This window comes from Mesorhizobium sp. WSM4823 (genome assembly GCF_055811195.1).
Window position 1 is genome coordinate 950,217 of sequence record NZ_JBVVQL010000001.1, and the last position, 21,413, is coordinate 971,629.

Sequence of the window (21,413 nt, forward strand, 5' to 3'; positions counted from 1 at the left end):
TTAAGGGTTCTGCTTCGTGGGATCGAACTTGTCGGTGAGATCTGCCCCGAACACTGTCTTGCGCTCGATCTCAAGCACGTTCTCCGGCCGCGGAAAATTGGATGGCACGCGCTCACCCGGCTTGCGCGGCTTGCCGATAAGGCGAAAGAAGTCCTCCAGCCCGTTGGGCACGATCAGCCAGAGCCAGCGCAGGCGCGTCTCGCCGTCATTGATGAACATGTGCCTGACATTCTTCGGCAGGAACACCACGCTGTCCGGGCTGAGCGGATATTCCTTGCCCTCGACCACGGCGCGGCCATGACCTTCGATGACGTAGATCGCCTCTTCGTTGCGCTCATGCGTGTGCTCGCGCACATAGCCTCCGGGCGCCACCGATTGGGTGCCCAGTGCAAAGGGGTGCTCCATGCCGACGATGTGCGGCGCGAGCGCCACGTCGATATGGCCGTTTGCCGGTACCGGCTGCCAGTAGCTTTCGCGTGCATCCGATCCGGAAACATGGATGCCGGACGGGGCGGTTGGAAGGCTCGTATCGTCCATGGTTCTGCCTCTCGAAAAGGAGCTGCGAGGATCATGCCGGCAAGCTGCCGACCCTAGGAAGCTACAGCGCAAAAAGTGTCGACACAATAGTAGACAGATTTAATTTCCTGCCCCTATAGTGCTGCGGCGACGAAAAGCAGGGGAACGCCAATGGATGAATTCGACGTTCTGGTCATCGGTTCGGGGTCGGCGGCCTGCTCGGCGGCGCTGAGGGCCGCCAAGGGCGGTCTCAAGGTGCTGGTGATCGAAAAGAGCGAATGGCTCGGCGGCACCTCGGCCATGTCAGGCGCCGGCGTATGGGTGCCTGCCAACCATGCCGCGGCCGAAGCCGGCATTGCCGATAGCCGCGAAGATGCGCTGACCTATCTGCGCCACGTCTCGCCAGAGGGCTGGGCAGGCAAGGAGGACGCGCTCTGGAGCACCTTCGTCAGGGCCGCGCCGGACATGCTGCGGTTCCTGTCCTCCAACACGCCGCTCGATTTTCGCCTGGTCAACGAGCCGGACCCGTTTGCCGAAGCGCCGGGCGGCAAGCTCTACGGACGCATGGTCTCGCCCAGACCACTCAGCCGCCGCATCCTGGGCAGGTTTGCAGCCCGGTTGCGCCGCTCCACTCTGCCGCACAGCTTCACCTACCAGGAGGTGGTCGACCTCGATCTCTATCACCACCCCATCCGGGCCGGGTTCAAGGTCTGGCCGAAGCTGCTTTGGCGATGGCTGACGAATTCCGGCGCGCAAGGCACGGCGCTGATGACCGGGCTCATCAAGGGCTGCCTCGATGCCGGCGTCGCCTTTCGGCTGGGAACACGCGCGGTCACCCTGCTTCAGGAACCGGCCTCCCGCATCATCGGTGCGGAAGTGGAGAGCGACGGCCAGCGAACGAGGATTCTCGCGCGCCGCGGCGTGGTGATCGCCAGCGGGGGCTTCGAATGGGATGCCGAAATGCGCATGCGCCATTTCCCCGGTGCCTTCGACCGGATCGGCAGCCCGCGCAGCAATGAGGGCGACGGCCAGAAGCTCGCGGCTTCCGTCGGCGCGCAATTGGACCGCATGGACCAGGCCAACGTCTATCCCTGCCTGCCGACACGCTACCAGGGCCAGAAGCATGGTCTGCCGATGACCTTTCAGGCCGAGCCGCATTCGATCGTGGTCAATCGCGGGGGCAAGCGCTTTGTCAGCGAGAACGACTTCAATATCGGCGAGGCGATTGACGCGCGTGGGGCGGATGGTTCTCCCGTCAATCTGCCCTGCTATCTCATTGGCGATCACCGCTTCCTGAAAACGTCGCTGCCTTTCCGCTGGTACGCCTCCTACGAGCGCGATTGGGTCAAGAAGGCCGACACGATCGGTGGCCTCGCCGCCAAGCTCGGGTTGCCGGCGGTGGCGCTCGAGGAGACGATTGCCCGCTGGAACGAGTTTTGCGCGAAGGGCCGCGACACGGATTTCCGCTGCGGTGAGAACGGCTGGGAGGACTACAAGGCGCATGGGCCCGAGAACCGATTGAAGCCGATTGACAAGCCTCCCTATGTCGGCATGACGATCAATCGCTCAATTCTCGGTACCAAGGGCGGCGCCCGCACCAACGAGCGAGCGCAGGTGTTGAGAGCGGACGGCTCAATCATTCCCGGCCTCTATGCGGCAGGGCTCGCCATGGCCAATCCCGTTGGCACGCGCGCCGTGGGCGCCGGCACGACACTTGGCCCCAATTTGACATGGGGCTTCATCGCCGGCGAGACAATCTTGCAGCAGAACCGGTGATTGCGGGATGCCGAGGCCGGCGCGCGCGATCGCGCCGCCGATTACGTCGACCTTCGGCCATTGGCACCGGGCATCGTCCATCATCGAGTTGATGATGCGGCAAGGCGCGTGCGCCAGATTTGCCGTCCTACTATCTCACTCTCGATCTCGGGCTCATCGGCAGGTATAGCCGCCGTCGATGGGAAGCGAAATCCCCGTGATCATCGAGGCCGCATCGCTGAGCAGGAACACGATCGGCCCAGCGATTTCGTCCTCCGTTGCCCACCGGCCGAGAGGCATCTGCTTCAGAAAGGGTTCAGCGACATGCGGCTGGCTCCAGTGGCCGGACGAGATTGGTGTCATGACCACGGTCGGATTGACGCTGTTGACGCGGATTCCGTATTTGCCCAGCTCCAAAGCCGAACAGCGCGTGATGTTTTCGAGCGCGGCCTTCGAGGAGCCGTAGGAAATGTGCCCCTCGAGCGCGACCAGCGCCGCCTGGCTGGAAACATTGACGATCGCCCCGCCCTTGCCGATGCGCACCATTTGCTGCGTCGCATATTTGGTGACCAATAGCGCACCACGCGCATTGATGGTGATGACCTTGTCGAAAATGGCGATATCGGTATCCATTGGCGTCGCGATCTCGCCGCCGAAACCGCCGCAATTGACCACCCCCCAGAGGTCGAGCCCTTCGAGAGCGCCGCGAATCTCGTCTTCCGAGGCAAGGTCGAAGGTCACAGTGCGGCAGCCCGTCTCCTTTGCGATCGCATCGAGCGCTTCGCGGGAGCGCCCTGCCGCGATGACGTTGGCGTTTGCACGCACCAGGTGCCGCACGGTGGCACCACCGATACCGCCGCTGCCCCCCGTCACCAGGATCTTTCTACCCTGAAAATCCGTCATGATTCCTCCTCGTCCTTGTTTCTGCTCGTGTCGGGGCATTCCATAGCGTCCGGTCTCCGAAGACCATCGATTGCCGGACTGTGTTGCTTCTCATGGGTCAGTTGACGCGTTCCCTGGGGGAGAGGGGAACGGGCTCCGCATACGCTGCGGCGGCATCGGAAATTCTGTCTCCGGACTCGTTGAAAAGATGGCAGACGCGGGTCGGCAGCGAGATTGAGATGCAGTCGCCCGCCCGCACCATCCGGCCGCGGCTGTCGCGGATGACCAGGCTTTCCTCGCGTTCATTGGCATGAATGAAGGTGTCACTACCGAGGAGTTCGACCATAGAAGCCTGCACGACATGGGCATTGGCCTGTCCTTCGCCCGCAAGCTCAACGTGTTCCGGTCGAATGCCGAGCGTAACGATGTCGCCGGGCTCGATACGCCGCTCGACCGGAATGTCCAGCATCGGCCCCCAGGACAGAGCCACAGTCGCGACCGTGCCTTGAATGGCAACAACCTTGCCATTCAAGAAATTCATCGCCGGCGAACCGATGAAACCGGCAACGAACAAATTGGCTGGCCGGTGGTAAAGATCGAGCGGTGTGCCGACCTGTTCGATGCGCCCGCTGTTCATGACCACGATGCGGTCGGCAAGCGTCATGGCCTCTACCTGGTCGTGCGTGACGTAGACCATGGTGGACGCCAGTTCGGCTTTCAGGCGCGCGATCTCCACGCGCATGCCGACACGCAGCGCCGCATCGAGATTGGAGAGTGGCTCGTCGAGCAGGAAGAGTTTCGGCTTGCGTGTCATGGCGCGGCCGATCGCAACGCGCTGACGCTGCCCGCCAGAAAGCTCTCGCGGCTTGCGCTTAAGGTAGGAGCCGAGCCGCAGTTTTTCGGCAGCGCGGCTTACACGTTCAACGATCTCGGCGGCAGGCGTCCGTGCGATCTTCAGGCCGAAGCCGATGTTGCGGCCGACATCCATATGCGGATAGAGCGCATAAGACTGGAACACCATGGCCACGCCTCTTTCCGGTGGCTCGGCATCGCTCATATCGACGCCATCGACCAGGATCCGGCCGGAGCTAATGGGTTCCAGCCCGGCGATGATCCGAAGCAGCGTGGACTTGCCGCAGCCCGACGGTCCCACCAGTACGCAGAATTCGCCGTCCTCGATTGTCAGCGACAGTTCCGGAATGACCGTGGTGTTGCCGAACGCCTTGGTGACTTTGTCGATCGAAAGCGTCGCCATGGATCTAACCTTTTACGGCACCGGCGAGCAGGCCACGCACGAAGGCGCGCTGCACCAGCACATAGAGGAGGATGAGGGGAAGGGCGATCAGCGTCAGGATTGCGAAGAGGGCACCCGGATTGGCCATGTAGAGGCCGGAATACTGCATCGGCACGATGGTGAGCGTCTTCATCTCGCTTTTGGTGAGGATGATGAGAGCGAGGAAGAACTCGTTCCATGTCACGATGAACTGCCAGATCGTCACGAAGACCAGGGCCGGTCGTACAAGCGGCAAGGCCACGTGCCAGTAGGTTTGCCAGGCGTTGCAGCCATCTACCCGCGCCGCCTCAAAGAGTTCCTGCGGGGCATCCTCCATGAAGGACTTGAGGATGACCATGGCAAACGGCACACCGAGCGCCGCATAGGGCAGGATGAGACCGATATAGGTGTTCACCCAGCCGAAGTTTTGGAGCAGGATGGCGAGCGGCAGGACCATGGAGGCGAGCGGAACCATCAAGGTCGTGAGCAGCGTGGTGTAGAGGAAGATCGAGCCCTTCAACCTCAGGATTGCACAGGCGAACGCAAACAGCGAGGAGACCGCGACCACGATCACCACCGTCGCAACCGTGATGATCAGGCTGTTCAGAAAGATCGCCCCCAGCGGATTGTCGCGGACCACCGTGACGAAATTGTCGAAGGTCACCGGCCAGGTGAAGAGCTCGGCGTCGAAGGCCTGGGCCGGGGTGCGTAGCCCGATCGACAGCATATAGATCTGGGGCACCATCCAGAAGCCGAGCACGATGAAGAGGACCGCATGGATAAACATGCTGCGGATCCGGCTGCGGGCGAACGATATCATCACGGCCGCCTCCCGGCAGGCGTCAGACGGGCACCTAACGCTGCGATCTGGATCAGCGAGAGGGTGAGTGCGATGACCAGCACGATGACGGAGAGTGCTGCTCCGCTGCCGGTGTCGCCCAGCACGAAGCTCTGTTTGAAGATGAAAGTGCCGAAGACCTCACTGGCCCGGTTCGGGCCGCCTCCGGTCATCAGGTGCACGATGGGGAAGGTCTGCAACGTGCCGATGATGCCCAGAAGCAACAGGGATTTCGTTGCCGGCGCCAGCATCGGCACGATGACATGCACGGCAAGCCGCCAGCCCTTCGCGCCGTCAATGCGGGCGGCGTCGAGCACTTCGCTGGGCAGGTTGGCAATGCCGGCGATGTACATGAGCATCGAGAAACCAGTCCATTGCCAGATATTGACGATGATCAACGCATAGATCGCGGTTTTCGGGTCGCCGATCGGCGACGTCACCATGACGATGCCGACGTCCTTTAGGTATTCCTGGGCGATGCCATAGTAGGGCGCGTAAATTTGCACCCACACCAGGCTGATGACCGAAACCGAGGTCACCACCGGCAGGAAGAACATGGTGCGAAAGAAGCCGCGAAGGGCATGGGTGTGGCGCTCGATGAAATAGGCGAGCAGCCCGCCGATCAGCATCTGCACCGGTATGGTGATGACGCCCCATAGAAACATGTTGCGCACCACGACCCAGAAGGTCGGATCGCCTAGAACCGTCGTGTAGTTGGCAAGCCCGGCAAAGGCCGCTCCGCCACTCGTGCCGACATAGAGGCTCTGCCCGGCAACCCAGAGGATCGGGTAGGCGATGAAGACGACAAACAGAAGCGTCGCCGGAAGAACGAAAAGATAGAGCCTCGAAGCTCTGGCCGATCGCCGTTTGACCGCCGTGATGGCAGATCCGGCTCGCATGGCTTCTGTGCTCATGATGCTCGCCATTTCAGAGCAATTCCAGGAAAAGTGCGTAGCGGTTTTCCCGGGAAAAGCGCGTAGCGCTTTCCCTGGGGAATTGCGTGAAAACAGACACTTAGAGCGGGTCAGCGATTCTATCAAAAGCTGAACCGCTCTAGACTGAAAGGGAACCGGGCGCGCTTCTGCGCCCGGTCGTTCGTCTCAGTTTACTTTACAGCAAGTGCCTTCTCTGTCGCCGCCTGGACGGTGGCGAGCGCGGCTTCCGGCTCGATGCTGCCGGCCGCGACGCCGGCAAGCGCATTGTCGAGCGCCTCTGCGACTGCCGGCGAGGCAAAGCGCTGGTTTTCCGCTTTGGGCAGATCTGCCATGAAGCGGGCCGAAATCTCCTTCACATGATCGGTGATGTCGCCCTTCGGGGAATTACCCTCGAAGGCGGGAAGGTCGTTGAGGTCGTTCAACGCCTCCTGCAGGCCGACGCCGTTGGTGAGTTCGGCAAGGAAAGTCCAGGCTTCCGGGTTCTTGCCACCGTTCTTGGTCAGGCCGTAGCCGATGTCGATGCCGCCGACGGGCGGGCTCGCGGAATTGCCCTCCTTGACAGGAGGCATGTAGAAGAAATCGAAGCCGTCCATGTTCTGGACATAGTCCGAAAGCGGCGGCGGGAACTTGCTTTCCTGCATCCACCAAGAACCGAGTGCCATCATGCCGACCTTGCCCTGTGCAAAAAGCTGCGCGCCGGTCGGATAGGCATGAGCCCCGAGCGCTCCCTGCTGGAAGATGCCGTCGTCGAAAAGACCCTTCCAGGCCTTCATGGCATCGACGAGTTCCGGCGCCGTCCAAGGCGTTTCGCCGGCCTGGGCCTTGTCGGCGATGCCCGGCGAAAACTGGTTGGCGAGCATGAGGAAAACGTTCTCGTTCTGCCAGCCGTCGGCCGCGCCCTGGAACATCGGGATATAGCCGTTGTCGGTCAGCGCCTTGGCCGCAGCCTTCAACTCGTCATAGGTCTTTGGCGCCGAAAGATTTAGCTTTTCGAAGATCTTGCGGTTGTACCAGATACACAGAACCTGGGATTCCTGGGGGATGATGTAATAATTTTCGTCGCCCTTCGGGTTGCCCATCAGCATCTGCTTGCGGTTGACCGGGAAGATCTTGTCCGCCCAGTTACCGCCCCACTGCTTGGCGGCGCGTTCGTTCACCGCTTCGAGATGTTCCCGATACTGCTGGGTGAGTGATCCCGGCTGCAAGCCGATCACGTCAGGAAGGCTCCCGGACGCTGCCGCCGCCTTCAGGGCAGTGATGTATTCGGGCGAATAGTTGTAATAGGTATATTTCACCTTGACGTCCGGATGTGCCTTCTCGAAGGCGGCGATGGACTTGTTCATCGTGCTCTGCACGAACCAGGACCAGACCGTTACCTCTTTCTGTTCGGCATCCGCCGAAGCAGAAGAAAGAGCGGCGGCGAGGATCGTCGTCGCAAAAAACAGCATCTTCCTCATCATATTCCTCCCTTTTTCTCTCACGTGGTGCGCGTCGCAAGCCTCCTACTCGCGGGCGCAGCGACCCATTGGAGGGTCACGTTCCAAACGGAGCGGCGGTTCATGCTTCCGCCGCTCATCAGTTCCGGCGTCAGGCGGCCTTGGCCGCCGCGACCGTCAACACGTCTTCCGTGATTATCCGGTCGTCCGCGAGCGGGCGGTTTGGCGTCAGGCCGAGCTTCTGCAGGTCGCCGTGATAGGCGCGCACGGCTTCCTCCGGGCCAATTGTGCCGTCGGCAACCGCCCGCATCAAAACGATGAGATGAAGCGGCGCCTCGGCGAGGTTGATCTTGCGGCCGAAGAGCGCCAGGCGAGCGCCGTAGCGCTGCGACTGGGCGACTAGCTCGAACGTGTCGCGGGTGGTGCCAGCCCCGCCGCCGAGCACGCCGACGATCAACTCGGAATCGAAATTGGCGAGTTCTTCCATCGCCTTCGGCCCATTATACGATGTCTTCAGGAACAGCGGACGCTCGGCCTTCGGCACGCTCGCCAATGACTTGATGATGTTGTCGTTGACGAATTCGCCGATTTGCTCAGTGCTGAGACCGATATCGACGTTTGGATTGAAGACCTCGTAGAAATATTTGAAGTGGGTCCGGGCCGCCTCGGCACGGAACTCGGCAAAGGCATTCAACGTGCGGATGTCGAGTTCGACGTCGTTGCTGAAGGAAACCGAATAGAGGGCAAGGTCGGTGCCGCGCGTCGGATAGTTGGCGATGGCACGCGAAAGATTGGCATCGCGGAAGGGCACCGACGGCTTCTGGGTATAGACGCCGTGGCGCACGGCGCCCCAGCACATCGTTTCCAGATTGCCGCGGATCGCCGGTTTCATCTCACTGCCGAAGAAGGCGCCACGCTCGTCGAGAAGATCAAGGTTGGACTGCGACACCAGCATGATGTCGACGATGTCCTGTTTGATGATCTCCTCGATCTGGGCGAGGAATTCCTGGCGGCTGCGGCGGCGCGGCGGCTTGACCGAGCAGTCGAAGCCGGTAGCGGTCACGCCGGCGCCGACGTCGCTGTCCTTGGCATCAGCAATGACGAAGTCGGTCGGCTTGTAGCGGCCTGCGCGGATGTTCGCCAGCTTCCTGTCGAGTCTCGTGAGCATAGGTGTTCCTCGGTAGAAATGTTGTACTGCCCTGCCATCGGCGCTCTTCCTTCGCCGCTCCAGGCTCGGAGTCATATGCGGATATTTCTCATAATCTGTCAATAGCTGTCTAAGTCTCTCTAATTTCATGCCAACGCAAGCCGTTTTCCGGCGTTTCGTTGCGGGCACGTCCTGCTTGCCGAGGCGAGAATTTGCCTTATGCGATTGTTTACAAAGATAAAGTTTCTTCTTGCCGACATATGGAGCAATTTGAGCATTTGCAGCAAAATTTCTTGCTGCGCTGCGCAAAGACGGGGGCTTACAATGCACATCTGCGCTATTTTGGCACGAGGTTGGCAAAAATCACATTGACGATTTGGAAGATAATGATAGCAATTGACAGCGTCGCTAGGCGAGGAGGAGCGCGGCCATGAGGGATGGGTTCACCGGATCGTGCGCGGAACGCTATTCCGCCCTGGTCGATCCACGGTCCGGTCCGCTTGGCGCGGACGCCCTGTCGTCGGCAGGCCTTTTCTTGTGCGGCATCAGCGCATGCGTCGATGCGCGGGTCGAGATGCATGACATGCAGCCGCTTCTGGACGCACCCGCCGATACTCCTGCGGCGCAACTTGCCAACCTTCTTCTTTCCCGTGCCGCGTGCGGGGTGGGCGGCGAGGTACGGTTTGACTGGTCGGAAGGCCCGGCATGGCTGCGCGAGCGGCTGCCGCTGCGCTATGCACTGGGGGGAACCGGTCCTCAGGCGGCTTGGGTGCTCGGGCAACTTGGCGTCCGCTCTCTGGTCGCCATCGAGGATCGCCACGCGGCGATGCTGCGGCAGATACCGGCCGGCGTTCTGTTGGCGGAAAGGGGGGCGCTCAAAACGGCGAATGCGGTATCGGCCGCTGGCCCGCACATCCCCGAAATCTTCATCTTCGAATTCACCGCCGGCCGCGCGATCGGCGCTGCCGTGCCGACCCGTTCCTCGCGTGTCATCGTCCGCTTCTGTGACCGCGGCATTCAGCATGACGAGCATTTCGAGGCCATGTCACGTCGGCTGGCACCGTCAGCCGCCGCCGGGCTTCTTTCCGGACTGAACGACGAGGCGGTGGAGAATGTCGGCGCCGCCAGCCGGCACGTCTTCGCTCTTAGCCGCGACTGGAAGGCAGCCGGCCTCAAGACGATCCATTTCGAGCTGGCGGGCTATGCGACGCAGCAGGCAGTCGAGGAGCTTTTTGCCCACGCCCGCGGCGCAATCACCTCGCTCGGAATGAGCCACTCCGAACTGCTCGCCATGAACCCGTCCGCCCATCATCCCATGGAGGCTCTTGTGGCGCTCGGCGAACGGCTTGATCTGGAGCGAGTCTGCGTGCATGCCGATACATGGGCCGCCGCTGCAACCTTGAACGACCCGAAGGAAGAGGAACGCGCGCTGATGGCAGGCTGCGCAATCGCCAGCGCCAGGGCAGCGAACGGAGAGCCCGCACGAACCATCGCGATCGCACCGACGGCCGAATTCCATCCGCTTCCCTTCGAGACGCCTGTCAGCAAGGGGCGCTGGACCTTCGTTGCCTGTGCTTCTCCCTATGTCGAGAAGCCAGTGACGACGCTCGGCCTGGGTGACAGCTTCACCGCCGGCTGTCTGCTCATCCTCGGACGCAACCGCCACGCCGATGCCGGCCCCACCCTCCAACACGCCTGAAGGACAATCCGCATGTTTCTCGAACGGTTCCGCCTGGACGGCAAAACGGCCTTCATCACCGGCGGCGGCCGCGGCATCGGCCTGTCGACGGCCGAAGCGCTCGCCGAAGCCGGCGCACGGGTCATCATATCAGACATGGATCCGCAAGTTCTGGAGGCAGGGCGTGACGAGCTGAAGCGGAAGGGCCACGATATCGAGGCGGTACAGCTCGACGTAACCGATTCCAAGGCCGTTGCCGCAGCTGCTCGATCCGCCAACGAGCGTCACGGCGCGGTCGATATCCTGATCGCAAATGCCGGGATCGCCTGGCCCGACACCGGCGGGGAGGAGATGAGCGACGAGGTATGGCTGAGGGTGGTCGACGTCGACCTGAACGGCGCCTATTGGTCCTGCCGGGAATTCGCAAGACCCATGCTCGAACGGGGCCGGGGCGCGATCGTCACGCTCGGTTCCATGTCCGGACTGATTTCCAACAAGCCGCAACGTCAGGTGCACTACAATTCGGCAAAGGCAGCCGTCCACCACATGACACGCTCCCTTGCGGGAGAATGGGCCGAACGCGGCGTGAGGGTAAACTGTGTCGCGCCGACCTATGTCGATACCGTCATGTCGCGCGGCGGCTTCACCGACGATAAGCTGATGCCGGTGTGGATGGAGATGACGCCGATGAAGCGCGTTGCGCGCCCGGACGAGATTGCCGCCTCCATCCTCTTCCTCGCCTCGGATGCCGCGAGTGCCATGACCGGCACGGTTGTGGTCGTGGATTGCGGCTATACGATTTGGTAGAGATTGACCGATTTGGCTGAAATCTGTCGACCTTCCTGTCGGCTACCAAGCGGGTGAAGCATGGAGTCTCCGAGCAAACGCGTCGATATCGTTCCTGCCAAGCGGCAGGCTCTTATTTTGGAGCACCTGCGCGTTAGCGGCGCGGCCAGCATCCAGGAGCTCGCCGACACGATCGGCGGATCGCAATCGACGGTAAGGCGAGATCTCGAACATCTGGTGGAAAAGGGTTATCTCGAGCGTACCCACGGTGGCGCGCATTTGCTGCAACCGATGCGCGCCACCTTCGAACGCGAGATGACTGTCAATGCAGAGCTGCAGCACGCCGAGAAGGTAGCGATCGGCCGCGAGGCCGCGCAGCGGCTGAGCGCTCGCGACAGTGTCATCTTCGACAGTTCCTCGACCGTTATGGAGGTGGTGCGCGCCGCCGCCGATCGGGATTTGCCGCTGACCGTTGTGACGAACAGTCTAGAGATCGCCGATTTCGCGGCCGACATCAAATCCTGGCGCATCATCCTGCCGGGCGGCACCGTCCGTCCCGGCTACCGGCACCTTGCCGGTGAGCCGGGCGAGAGCTTCATCAAAACGCTCCATGCCGACCTTTGCATGACAGGTGCTTCGGCTGTGACGGGCACGCTGCTGACGGAAACCTCGCTGGAGGTGGCTTCGCTCAAGCGCGCCATGATCTCTTCTGCCCGCAAGACGATCCTGCTCGTCGACAGCTCGAAGTTCACCGCACCTGGTTTCTGTACGCTCTCGGACATTTCCGAAATCGACGAGGTGATCACCGACGAGGGCATCTCCCAGGACGCACTTTCGTCCTTGCGCTCCGCCGAGCGAAAAGTGACGGTGATTCGCGTCAGCGCCTTGCCGGCCTCAGGGCGTTCAAAATTGTGATACCGTCGCTGTGTCGAAAGTGCCGACGGCAATCAAGTTGCCCCGAATTTGCAACTTGCCCCGAATTTGTCAGGCGGCCGCTCTGCCTATGCATCCGCCGCAATCGTCGCCTGCAGCCATTGCGTGATGGCATCGAAAGCGATCGGTTTGGTGGTGTCGACGTCAAACAGCGGCCCGCGCCGCAGCGGCTCGGCACGCTTGGCCAGTTCGATGAGTTCGGGGATATAGGCCGCGCCAGGATGGCCGGCGGGGCGCTGGTCGAGCCGTGCGCGATAGCGCTCGGCAAGAACCTCGCCGGGCGCGTGACACCAGATTTCGGCGGTCTGTTCGACTCCGGCCCTTCGCAGGTGATCTTCGAGCAGCTGGCGCGGCTGAAAGCCGAACCAGGCATCGACGACAATCGTGGTGCCCGCTGGAGCTTCGCCGACGACCGACCAGATGGCCTGGTAACTGGCGCGGCCGAGCAGGCGGTTGAATTCACGGTCGCCGCCGCCGAGCGCCTCGAGGAACGGGTTCTTGATCGTATCGAGCGTAAGCAGCGGCCATCCCATCCGGTCGGCGATGCCGCGTGAGACCGTGCTTTTGCCGCTGGCCGGGATGCCGTTGACCAGCACGGCGCGCCTGGTCCGGCCGAGCCGGGCGGACGGCAGAGACACTGGCGACGGTGGTGCGACTGTTGCCTGTGCGGCGAGCGCCTCCAGACCGGCGCCGATGACACCGGCGTCGTCGCCAAGTTGCGCCGGTTCCACCGGGCATTGGTACCAGGGAGCCAACGCGGGGGCGATGGCAAGTGCCCTGTGAGCCGCCAGGCCAAGTCCGCCGCCGAGCAGGACCAAATCTGGGGCGAACATCGCCACGGCCGAATCGATTGCCGCACGCAGCGGCCTGGCCCAGGCTTCCAGTATGCCGCGCGCCAGCATGTCACCGTCCGCATCCCGGGCAAAAAGCTGATCGACCGAAACATCCGGACCGAGGCCTGCCCGCGTGATGTGCCGGCCAAGTGCGGTGCCTGAGCTGGTGGTCTCAACGCAGCCGCGCCGGCCGCAGACGCACGCTTCGCCCGATATGTCGACAGTGATATGGCCGAGTTGCCCTGCCGTTCCCTTGCCGCGGACGATCCGCCGGTCTTGGACCACGGCACCACCAATGCCGGTCCCGATCGTGAACATGACGATGCTTTCATGGCCTCTGGCGGCGCCTAATGCCATTTCCGCGACCAGTGCCATATTGCAGTCATTGTCGATTACGACGGGCTTGCCCGCCAGGCTTTCCAGCCGCTGCGCCAGGGATATCGAGGCCAGGTTGACATAGCCTCCGGACAACACCGCGCCAAGCCGTGCATCGACGCGTCCGGGGACGCCGATGCCGATGGCGGCAACGCTGGGTGAATCGAGCCGGCGCACCATTCCGGCGATCCGGGAGAGCACGAGCTCCGGATCCGGCGCGCTTTTCTCGGAAATACGATCGAGGATTTCGCCTGTGCCAGAAATGCGGGCGGCGCGCAGATTGGTGCCGCCGATATCGATTCCTATGGCCATCGAACTAGAGCCTGTTTCATTTCGACTAAATCGAAATGGGGCTCTATCTTGCTGTTTGACCATGATCTTTTCCGAAAACCGGTCTCCGCTTTTCGGGATCATGGCCTGAGGCATGACGTCCCGTGCGTGCCTGGTGTGAACGCCGAATAGCTAAGCGGCTTTCTGCCGGTAGTTTCCGATCACCGCCTGAAGCTCGCGCAATCTCGACACTGCGATAGTCCTAAGCCTTTCCCGCTGAATGTCACGGTCAAGCGAGATACAGTCCTTCCACAGCGACCGGCCGGCGATGACGCCTGACGCGCCGTTCTTCATGGCGATCTCGACCTGGCCGAGGAAAGTCTCATGGTTGACACCGGCGGAGAGAACCGCCCATGGCACCTCGCCAGCCATGTCGGTGATCCTGGCGCAGGCTTCCGGCGTTCCGGGATAAGGGAGCTTGAGCACCTTTGCCCCGCATTCCAGTGAAATCCGGGTGCCCTCTTCGACAAGCAAAGGGATCTTGGCAGTATAGTCTTCAAGGCTTTCGCCTTCGACCTGATAAGTCAGGAACTCGACGACGAGCAGAAGGTCTTCTTGTCCGAAGTCGGCGATGCATTGGCGCAGAATGGCGATATTGTGCTCATTCGCCTCAGGCCTATCGGCCCTGAGATAGACCATGATCTTGCCGCCGGTCCCGCCGAGCTCGCGAACACGACGCGCGTCGATGTCGGGAACGAGGCGCGACAGGCGGTACCCGCCGGGCGAGACGTCGAAGCCCGAGGCGTCGAGGCCGATGAGCAGAGCCGTATCGCGATTCAGCACGCCTTCATCGACAACTCGCGGCACCGCGCAGAGCGGGTCGAGCAGCACGCAGGATGCCTGGCTGGCGAGGTATTGCGTGATGTCCGACTTGGTGTCGCCGAGCATGTCGTTGGTGATCTTGGCCTGTTCTGCAGGGGCCGACGCGAGCAGGCTCCGCATGCCGCCGCGCTGATCACAGGCGATGGCCATCATGGCTCCGTCCTTGCCGCATATCTGCTGGTAGCCGCGCAACTCTGCGGTCGTCATCTTTGTCATGGTCTTTTGTCCGATGTTGGCGCCCATTCGCCAGGGCGCGGATCCGTGGAACGAGAAAGGTTCAGTTTTTACCTGCCTGTCGGCAGAGATTTTTGCCGCTTTGATGCGCTATCAAACCGAGAATTCCGCCTGGCCCGCAACCGGCTCCGGAAACGAGCCCACGTTGCGAGTCGGCCGAATTTGCGCGATAACTCCCATCGGTCGATAAGCCTGTAACACATTGCTGAAAGGAATTGCAACCTGTCTATCCCTCCCGCACAAGATGCGGCCGCATCGCGGACGATGCTGCATACGGTCGCCAAACTGCACTACGAGGCGGAGATGTCGCAGGTCGACATCGCGCGGCGGCTCGGTGTCTCCACCGCGACCATATCGCGCCTCCTGCAGCGGGCGAGGGCAGAGGGCATCGTGCGGATCGAGGTTCTCGATCTTGCAGCGCCTGAAGGCATCGCCACGCAACTGATCGAAGGGCTAGGACTTCGTGACGCGGCGGTCATTGAGACGCCGGCAGCTGGCACGCTGACGGCGCTCGCGGCACCGCTCGGCGCCTTGCTCAAGCAAGCCGAACTGACGGCCGGCTCGGCGGTCGCCATTGGCTGGGGGCGCGCAGTTCGCGAGGTGATCCGGGCAGGCCTGCCGCGCATTCCCGGCGTTCTTACCGTCGCTGCCACCGGCGGCATGCAGCAGCAGGCGCCGCATTTTCAGATCAACGAATTCGTCCGGCTCGCCGCTGAAGAGTTCGGCGGGACGCCGCATTTCATCCATGCGCCCTATCTGCCGTCCAGCGAATTGCGTGAGGTCTTCCTAGGCGATGCGGCCATCCGCGACAGCGTCGCGCTTTGGGAGCGGACCGACGTTGCAATCGTCGGTGTCGGCCTGCCCCATGCCATCAACCAGCCTGAGGCGAGCGCGGCCACGCTGAGCGAACAGGCCCTGTTTCATGCGGCTGGAGACGTTATCAGGCATTATTTCGACGCCGAAGGTAATCTTATCCCGTGGGAGGGGGAGAGCCGGATGATCGCAATGTCGCCGGCCCAGCTTCGAGCCGTTCCCCTGGTGATCGGTGTTGCCGCCTCGCCGGAGAAGGCGACGGCCATTATCGGTGCCGTCCGCGCCAAGCTTATCAATGCCCTGGTAACAGACACCAAGACTGCTCAGGCCATCCTCGAGGCTCTCTTGCCGCAATAATCGATCCCAAGCTGATCGACATCAACTGCGGCTCGCGAGCCGGCCGCTGCGAAATCATCAGTTGTCGTTGAAGAGTTGGAGCAATAGTCTGCGTGCGTACGGGCTCTGCGGAGCAGCCAGATGTTGTGCGGTTTTGAAAGGGTTTCGACCCGGAAATACCGGGGTTGCAATTTCTTTCAGCAAAGTGTTACAACCTCGCGACTAGGCGCATGTGCGCCGAGCGGCGCTGTTCCCTGGATCTTGCGGGGGCCAGGACCGGGACTGCACGCAGCAGGCTGGTCGGTTTCGACTGGCTGATCTAAACGGATGGGGGGCGCTCGGGAGGAAAGCTGCCCATAACAGCAAGCAGGCGAAACCCGTTTCTCGCCGTCAGCACGTCACGTCGCCGAAACGAATTGACGGCCATTTCAACGTCAATCGCAACGGCAAATCTGCCAACATTAAGAGGAGGATGTTATGAAGAAGATTGTTGCCGCCCTGGCGGCTCTCGCCATCTGCGCAACGGCGCTGATCACGCCCGCTTTGGCGCAGGACAAGAAGTTCACCGTTGCTCTCGTTCCGGGCCTTACCACCGACGGCTTTTACATCACCATGCGCAAGGGAGCCCAGGCGGCAGCCGATGCTCTTGGCGTGAGCCTGGTTTTCCAGGGCGCCCCGGATTTCAATCCGGTAACGCAAGTCCCTGTGCTTGATGCCGTCATCGCCAAGAAGCCGGACGCCATCCTGATCGCGCCGACCGACAAGGTTCAATTGGTCGAGCCGCTCCGCAAGGCCCATGATGCCGGCATTCCGGTGATCACGGTCGACACCTTCATCGGCAGCGGCGTTTACCAGACCGGCGCCGGCGAGGCGGATTTCCCGCTGTCCTATATCGCTTCAGACAACGTTCTCGGCGGCGAGATCGCCGCCCGGGCATTGGCCAAGGCCGTAGGCGACAAGGGCAAGGTCTACGTTTCGAATGTGAAGCCTGGCATTTCGACCACCGATCAGCGTGAAGAGGGCTTCAAGAAGGAGATGGCGGCCAACCATCCCGGCATCACCGTGCTCGAAACCCAGTTCAACGACAACGACGCCAATAAGGCCGCCTCGCAGCTGCAGGCTGTGTTCGCGCGCAATCCCGATCTCGTTGGCGTGTTCGGTGCAAATCTGTTTTCGGCGCTCGGCGCGGCGAATGGCGTCCAGCAAGCTGGGCAGACCGGCACCGTCAAGGTGGTGGCGTTCGACGCGCCGACCAGCATCGCCGACAACATCAATACCGGCTTGGTGGACGTTGCGATTGCCCAGCATCCGGCTGAGATCGGCTACTATGGCGTCGTTTCGGCCTATGCCCACCTGACCGGCCAGTCGATCCCGGTTGCGATCGGCACCGGCTTCACGATCATGGACAAGTCGAACATCGCCGATCCGAACATCTCGAAGTACCTCTATTCCGAATGAGTCCAAACCAGCTTGATCTCCTTCCGGCTTGCCGGGAGGAGATCTGCGCCGGGTCTCTGGGACCCTGTTGACGGAGGCCGCGCCGCGGATCGGATATCAATGACCTCAACATCGCCAATCGAGCAAAGCGAACCCCATGTCGCTCCACAGGCCGACCATTGTGATCCAGCCAGGACCTGGCTCGGACGCATCGCCGATGGGCGCGCCTGGCTGTTTCTCGCCGGCCTGATCATCTGTTTTGAGGTTTGGTCGAGGCTCTCCTTCGGCGCGACCTTCATGCTCAATCCGTTCAACCTGCAGTCCATTGCGATATTCGCCGTGGCGCCGCTGCTGCTTGCGACCGGACAGACATTCGTCATCATTTCGGGAGGCATCGACCTCTCGCTCGGCTTTATTATGGGCCTTGCCGCTGTTGTCGCGGCCCATGCCACTAATCTGGCCGGCGTCGCCATGCCGCTGCCACTGGCCATGATGTTGGGCATTTTGGCGGCCGTGATCGTCGCAGGCGTGCCTGGCGTCATCAACGGCTTGCTGATCTCGCGCCTGAGAGTTCCGCCTTTTATCGGCACGCTTGGCATGTTCGGCGTTGCGCGCGGCGTTGCTTACCTGCTGGCCGGCGGCACGACGGTGCCGGTCCAGAATTCCTGGTTCGCGCTGCTCGGCAACGGCAGGTTCTACGGCGTGCCTTATCTCGTCATCATCGCCGCCGTTTTCGTCGTTGTGATGCACTATATCCTGAGTCAGACCCGGTTCGGCCAGCACAACTACGCTATCGGCGCCAATGTGCAGGCGGCGCGTCGTGCCGGCATCGACATCAGGGGCCATACCTTGCGTCTTTATGTACTTTCGGCGATGTGCGCAGGTCTCGGTGGCGCGCTCTATGCAGCGCGCTTCGCCGCGGGCGCGGCCCAGGCCGGCGAGCCGTTGCTGCTCGACAGCGTCGCGGCCGTCGTGATCGGCGGCGCCAGCCTGTTCGGCGGGTCCGGCACCATCTTCGGGACGGTTGCCGGTGCGCTGGTGATCGCGGTCATTCAGTACGGGCTGGTTTTCGTCAATGTCGAGCCGTTCTGGCAATTCATCGCCGTCGGCTTCGTCATCATCATTTCCGTTCTCATCGACCAGGCGCAGCGCCGGTTCAGTGGAGCCCGTCAGGATGAATAGCCCAGCCCAGACCGCCCCCCTTCTGGAAGTCCGGAACCTTTCCAAGCACTTCGGCGCCGTCCGGGCGCTCAACGATTTCTCCATGGTTGTGCGGCCCGGCGAAGTGGTGGCCCTGGCGGGCGACAACGGCGCCGGCAAGACGACGCTGATCAAGGCGATATCGGGCGTCTTTCAGCCGACGGGCGGTGAAATTCTGCTGAGGGGGCAGCCGGTGACATTCGCGACGCCGCATGAGGCGCGCGACAAAGGCATCGAAACCATCTATCAGGATCTCGCGCTCGCCGACAATTTGTCTATCGGCGCCAATATCTTCCTCGGCCGTGAGCCCATGCGCAAGGCCTTCGGCTTTTTGCCGGTGCTCGATCGCAAGGCCATGGCGGTTGCCGCCAAGAAGACGATGGGCCGGCTGGATTTCCATGTCAGCCGGCTCGACGCCCCGGTCAGCAATTTCTCCGGCGGCCAGCGGCAGGCTGTCGCCATCGGCCGGGCCGTTTATTGGGACGCGCAGATCCTGATCATGGACGAACCGACCGCGGCCCTCGGCGTGCCCGAACAGCGCAAAGTCATTTCGCTCATCCACCAGCTCAAGGCGCAAGGGCGGGGCGTGATCTTCATCTCGCATAATCTGCAGGATATTTTCGCCGTTTCCGACCGCATCGTCGTGCTGCGCCGGGGCGTTCAGGCCGGCGAGCGCAAGATCTCGGAAACCAATCATGACGAAGTCGTCAAGCTCATGGTTGGCGGATAGGCCGAACTTTCGATTGCTGAAACAGCCACTTCTCGAGGCTAACATCCGTCCGCCGTATCGCGGCCTGCACGGCGCCAGAACCCGTCAGGACAGGCAGGTCGCCGGCATAGCTACTGCGCCTGGCCGCTGCGCAGCATCGCGATGCGCTCGCTCGATTTCCGGCGAAATATGCTCGTTCCCGATGACGGTAAGATGCCATCCAGCTATGCGCGACGTAGCGGGAAGAGGCAGGATGGCGAGCAGAGTCGACATTGCTTGAGGATGTCACTATATAGCGGCGGCTTCGGCCCGCGTACCTAGGGTCGCGCGGCGAATGGCGTCACATATTATGACACCTGTGGTGATGGCAATCGGCTGGAATACCGAAAAAAAGCAAGTAGAAACAATGGCGCGATCCGGGGCATGATCCCAGCATATGGTGCCGGTCTCCTCAAGAAAACAGAATCCCCTCAAGAATTAGAATGAGCTCCTTGAACCTTCGATTTCCTTCAGCTCTGTGGAGCTTGGACAAGATCGGCTTGCCGGGTGACGACGACTCGGTTGGAATGGGGCGTGCATCTTTTCCGGGATGCTGGCGTTTATGATTACCAACCGGCGCAGCCGCCAGGGAATAGCAGTATGAGTGAACACGCGATCGAGTTCTTGCAGGAGTGGATCGGCGAAAAGGTCCACTGCCACGCCTCGCCGGACAGGATCGAGAAGCAGGCCGAGACCCTCGCCAGGGAATGCGCCGCCAAGGCGGCTGAGGCCGGCATACCGCTGGAGGACATCCAGGAAGAGGTTGGCGATATCAAGGAGCTTATAGCGTCGAGGCTGGAAGAAGCGGCCGAGGCCGAAGAGGAAGAAAAGAATTCGGATAAGCCCACCGAGTGATATGCCGACCCGGCGAAAGGCCGGGAAAGGCATCTATTGACCCGGCTCAACCATTTTCAAGACCTGCGCCGCGCGTGCGACGGCGCCAGGCAGTTTACGTCCCCTGACTTACACCGAATCTGCTTTCGAGCCATGCCTTCGGCAGCGCCGGCACAAAATTGCCGTCCCGCCCGGTCATGTCGTCATTGGCGACCAGCGCATTGAGGATTGCCTCCTCCACACTCCCGATCACCGCGTCGAAGAATGGATCGATGTCGCTGTCGGGGATGAAATCGGCGTTGGCGATGCTGCCTGACGGCGCCAGTGCCGCCTCGCGGTTGGCGGTCGAAAAGCCCAGGAAAATATCGCCCGAGCTGTGATAGCCGAAGCCGCCGGTCATGGCGACGCCGAGCGGCACCCGGCGGGCCAGCCGCTTCATCTGATGCGGCAGGAATGGCGCATCGGTGGCGACGATCCCGATGATAGAGCCCTTTTCGGCGCGTGGCGTGCCTTCGCGGATCGCCGGTTCCTCGAGGTCTGGCCCGGCGCGCAGGCCGCGAATGGTAAAATTGCTCCGCTTGCCGAAATTCGCCTGCACGAACGCGCCGACCGTGTAGCGCCGGCCGTGCCATTCGACGACGCGCGATGCCGTGCCGGAGCCTGCCTTGAAACCGAAGGCGATCATGCCGGTGCCGCCGCCGACGCTGCCTTCCTCGATCGGCCCATTGGTCGCGCCGTCGAGTGCCGCGGCAACATGCTCGAATGTGAGATGGTGGCCGTTGATGTCGTTCAGGAAGCCGTCATAGGTTTCCGCCGCCACCGGCAGGCCCCAGGCGCTGTCGAGCGCGGCTGGCAGCACGCGCTGCATCCAGCGCAGCGTTCCGTCGCGTGAAACCCCGCAGGAATGCGTGTTGGTGATAGTGATCGGGAAATTGAAGGCGCCCGTCTCCTCGACGATGTGCGAGCCGGTCAATTCGCCATTGCCGTTCTGGCTGAAGATACCGGCAAAGACCGGTGTGGCCAGATCGGCACGCGGTCTGGGCAGGATAGCGGTCACCCCGGTGCGCACCGGGCCCTTGCCGACCACCAGCGCACCATCGCCGGAAATCAGCGTCGAATAACCGACCGCAACGCCAGGCACATCGGTGATGGCGTTGAAAGGTCCGGGGACGCCGTCAAAACTTACGCCGAAGGCTCTTGCGCGAGGCCTGCCGGACGGTGTCGTCTGGTGATGATTGTCGGTCATTGCCATTCAGAAGTCATTGCCACTCA

The 21,413-nt window shown here is 62.0% G+C and carries 19 protein-coding genes; 9 read left to right on the plus strand and 10 right to left on the minus strand.

Translation table 11 applies throughout. The features are described from left to right. A complete protein-coding gene (locus tag AC0L26_RS04525) occupies positions 1 to 537 on the minus strand; it encodes a cupin domain-containing protein (protein ID WP_473631443.1) in 537 nt (178 codons plus the stop codon). A gap of 150 nt (positions 538 to 687) precedes the next feature. On the opposite strand from AC0L26_RS04525, the gene AC0L26_RS04530 reads away from it, so the two are divergent. Then, the gene (locus AC0L26_RS04530; RefSeq protein WP_473631444.1) at positions 688 to 2,292 is read left to right on the plus strand and encodes an FAD-dependent oxidoreductase; all 1,605 of its coding nucleotides are present in this window, start codon (positions 688 to 690) and stop codon (positions 2,290 to 2,292) included. Positions 2,293 to 2,445: 153 nt separating this feature from the next. Here the strand turns inward: AC0L26_RS04530 and AC0L26_RS04535 are convergent, their stop codons facing one another. From AC0L26_RS04535 to AC0L26_RS04560, 6 genes are all read right to left on the minus strand, one after another. Continuing rightward, positions 2,446 to 3,174: an SDR family oxidoreductase gene (locus tag AC0L26_RS04535; RefSeq protein WP_473631445.1), complete on the minus strand. Its 729-nt coding sequence runs from the start codon at positions 3,172 to 3,174 to the stop codon at positions 2,446 to 2,448. A gap of 97 nt (positions 3,175 to 3,271) precedes the next feature. Then, positions 3,272 to 4,408: an ABC transporter ATP-binding protein gene (locus tag AC0L26_RS04540; RefSeq protein WP_473631446.1), complete on the minus strand. Its 1,137-nt coding sequence runs from the start codon at positions 4,406 to 4,408 to the stop codon at positions 3,272 to 3,274. A gap of 4 nt (positions 4,409 to 4,412) precedes the next feature. Beyond that, positions 4,413 to 5,246 carry a carbohydrate ABC transporter permease gene (locus AC0L26_RS04545; protein ID WP_473631539.1) on the minus strand — a complete coding sequence of 278 codons (834 nt, stop codon included), beginning with the start codon at positions 5,244 to 5,246 and terminating at the stop codon, positions 4,413 to 4,415. Continuing rightward, on the minus strand, positions 5,246 to 6,178 hold the full coding sequence (locus AC0L26_RS04550; protein ID WP_473631447.1) for a carbohydrate ABC transporter permease: 933 nt from the start codon (positions 6,176 to 6,178) through the stop codon (positions 5,246 to 5,248). Before AC0L26_RS04550 ends, AC0L26_RS04545 begins: the two co-directional genes overlap by 1 nt. A gap of 191 nt (positions 6,179 to 6,369) precedes the next feature. Continuing rightward, positions 6,370 to 7,656 carry an ABC transporter substrate-binding protein gene (locus AC0L26_RS04555; RefSeq protein ID WP_473631448.1) on the minus strand — a complete coding sequence of 429 codons (1,287 nt, stop codon included), beginning with the start codon at positions 7,654 to 7,656 and terminating at the stop codon, positions 6,370 to 6,372. Between the two features lie 130 nt (positions 7,657 to 7,786). Beyond that, positions 7,787 to 8,803, minus strand: a complete 1,017-nt coding sequence (locus AC0L26_RS04560; RefSeq protein WP_473631449.1) for a hypothetical protein — start codon at positions 8,801 to 8,803, stop codon at positions 7,787 to 7,789. Between the two features lie 409 nt (positions 8,804 to 9,212). Here AC0L26_RS04560 and AC0L26_RS04565 point away from each other — a divergent pair, with 409 nt between their 5' ends. From AC0L26_RS04565 to AC0L26_RS04575, 3 genes are read left to right on the plus strand one after another with little or no spacing between them, the layout of a single operon-like run. Then, entirely contained in the window at positions 9,213 to 10,481 is a 1,269-nt protein-coding gene (locus AC0L26_RS04565) for an ADP-dependent glucokinase/phosphofructokinase (RefSeq protein ID WP_473631450.1), read from the plus strand. 12 nt (positions 10,482 to 10,493) lie between these two features. Then, entirely contained in the window at positions 10,494 to 11,267 is a 774-nt protein-coding gene (locus tag AC0L26_RS04570; protein ID WP_473631451.1) for an SDR family NAD(P)-dependent oxidoreductase, read from the plus strand. Positions 11,268 to 11,327: 60 nt separating this feature from the next. Beyond that, complete coding sequence (locus AC0L26_RS04575) at positions 11,328 to 12,161, plus strand: DeoR/GlpR family DNA-binding transcription regulator (RefSeq protein WP_473631452.1); 834 nt, start codon at positions 11,328 to 11,330, stop codon at positions 12,159 to 12,161. 86 nt (positions 12,162 to 12,247) lie between these two features. Here AC0L26_RS04575 and AC0L26_RS04580 read toward each other — a convergent pair whose 3' ends face one another. Further along, positions 12,248 to 13,699 (minus strand): ROK family protein, encoded by a 1,452-nt coding sequence (locus AC0L26_RS04580; protein WP_473631453.1) that lies wholly within the window; start codon positions 13,697 to 13,699, stop codon positions 12,248 to 12,250. 150 nt (positions 13,700 to 13,849) lie between these two features. Next, complete coding sequence (locus AC0L26_RS04585; RefSeq protein WP_473631454.1) at positions 13,850 to 14,755, minus strand: tagatose-bisphosphate aldolase; 906 nt, start codon at positions 14,753 to 14,755, stop codon at positions 13,850 to 13,852. A gap of 282 nt (positions 14,756 to 15,037) precedes the next feature. Here AC0L26_RS04585 and AC0L26_RS04590 point away from each other — a divergent pair, with 282 nt between their 5' ends. The 5 genes from AC0L26_RS04590 to AC0L26_RS04610 all read left to right on the plus strand — a co-directional run bounded on the left by AC0L26_RS04590 (position 15,038) and on the right by AC0L26_RS04610 (position 20,162). Next, positions 15,038 to 15,943, plus strand: a complete 906-nt coding sequence (locus AC0L26_RS04590) for a sugar-binding transcriptional regulator (RefSeq protein ID WP_473631455.1) — start codon at positions 15,038 to 15,040, stop codon at positions 15,941 to 15,943. 456 nt (positions 15,944 to 16,399) lie between these two features. After that, positions 16,400 to 17,380 carry an ABC transporter substrate-binding protein gene (locus tag AC0L26_RS04595; RefSeq protein WP_352937196.1) on the plus strand — a complete coding sequence of 327 codons (981 nt, stop codon included), beginning with the start codon at positions 16,400 to 16,402 and terminating at the stop codon, positions 17,378 to 17,380. 99 nt (positions 17,381 to 17,479) lie between these two features. After that, positions 17,480 to 18,541 carry an ABC transporter permease subunit gene (locus AC0L26_RS04600; RefSeq protein ID WP_473631457.1) on the plus strand — a complete coding sequence of 354 codons (1,062 nt, stop codon included), beginning with the start codon at positions 17,480 to 17,482 and terminating at the stop codon, positions 18,539 to 18,541. Beyond that, positions 18,534 to 19,289 (plus strand): ATP-binding cassette domain-containing protein, encoded by a 756-nt coding sequence (locus AC0L26_RS04605; RefSeq protein WP_354492030.1) that lies wholly within the window; start codon positions 18,534 to 18,536, stop codon positions 19,287 to 19,289. The genes AC0L26_RS04600 and AC0L26_RS04605 overlap by 8 nt, the downstream gene beginning before the upstream one ends. Positions 19,290 to 19,907: 618 nt before the next feature. Beyond that, on the plus strand, positions 19,908 to 20,162 hold the full coding sequence (locus AC0L26_RS04610; protein ID WP_473631458.1) for a hypothetical protein: 255 nt from the start codon (positions 19,908 to 19,910) through the stop codon (positions 20,160 to 20,162). A 94-nt stretch (positions 20,163 to 20,256) separates the two neighbouring features. Here the strand turns inward: AC0L26_RS04610 and AC0L26_RS04615 are convergent, their stop codons facing one another. Further along, positions 20,257 to 21,387 (minus strand): DmpA family aminopeptidase, encoded by a 1,131-nt coding sequence (locus AC0L26_RS04615; RefSeq protein ID WP_473631459.1) that lies wholly within the window; start codon positions 21,385 to 21,387, stop codon positions 20,257 to 20,259. Positions 21,388 to 21,413: the final 26 nt, after the last annotated feature.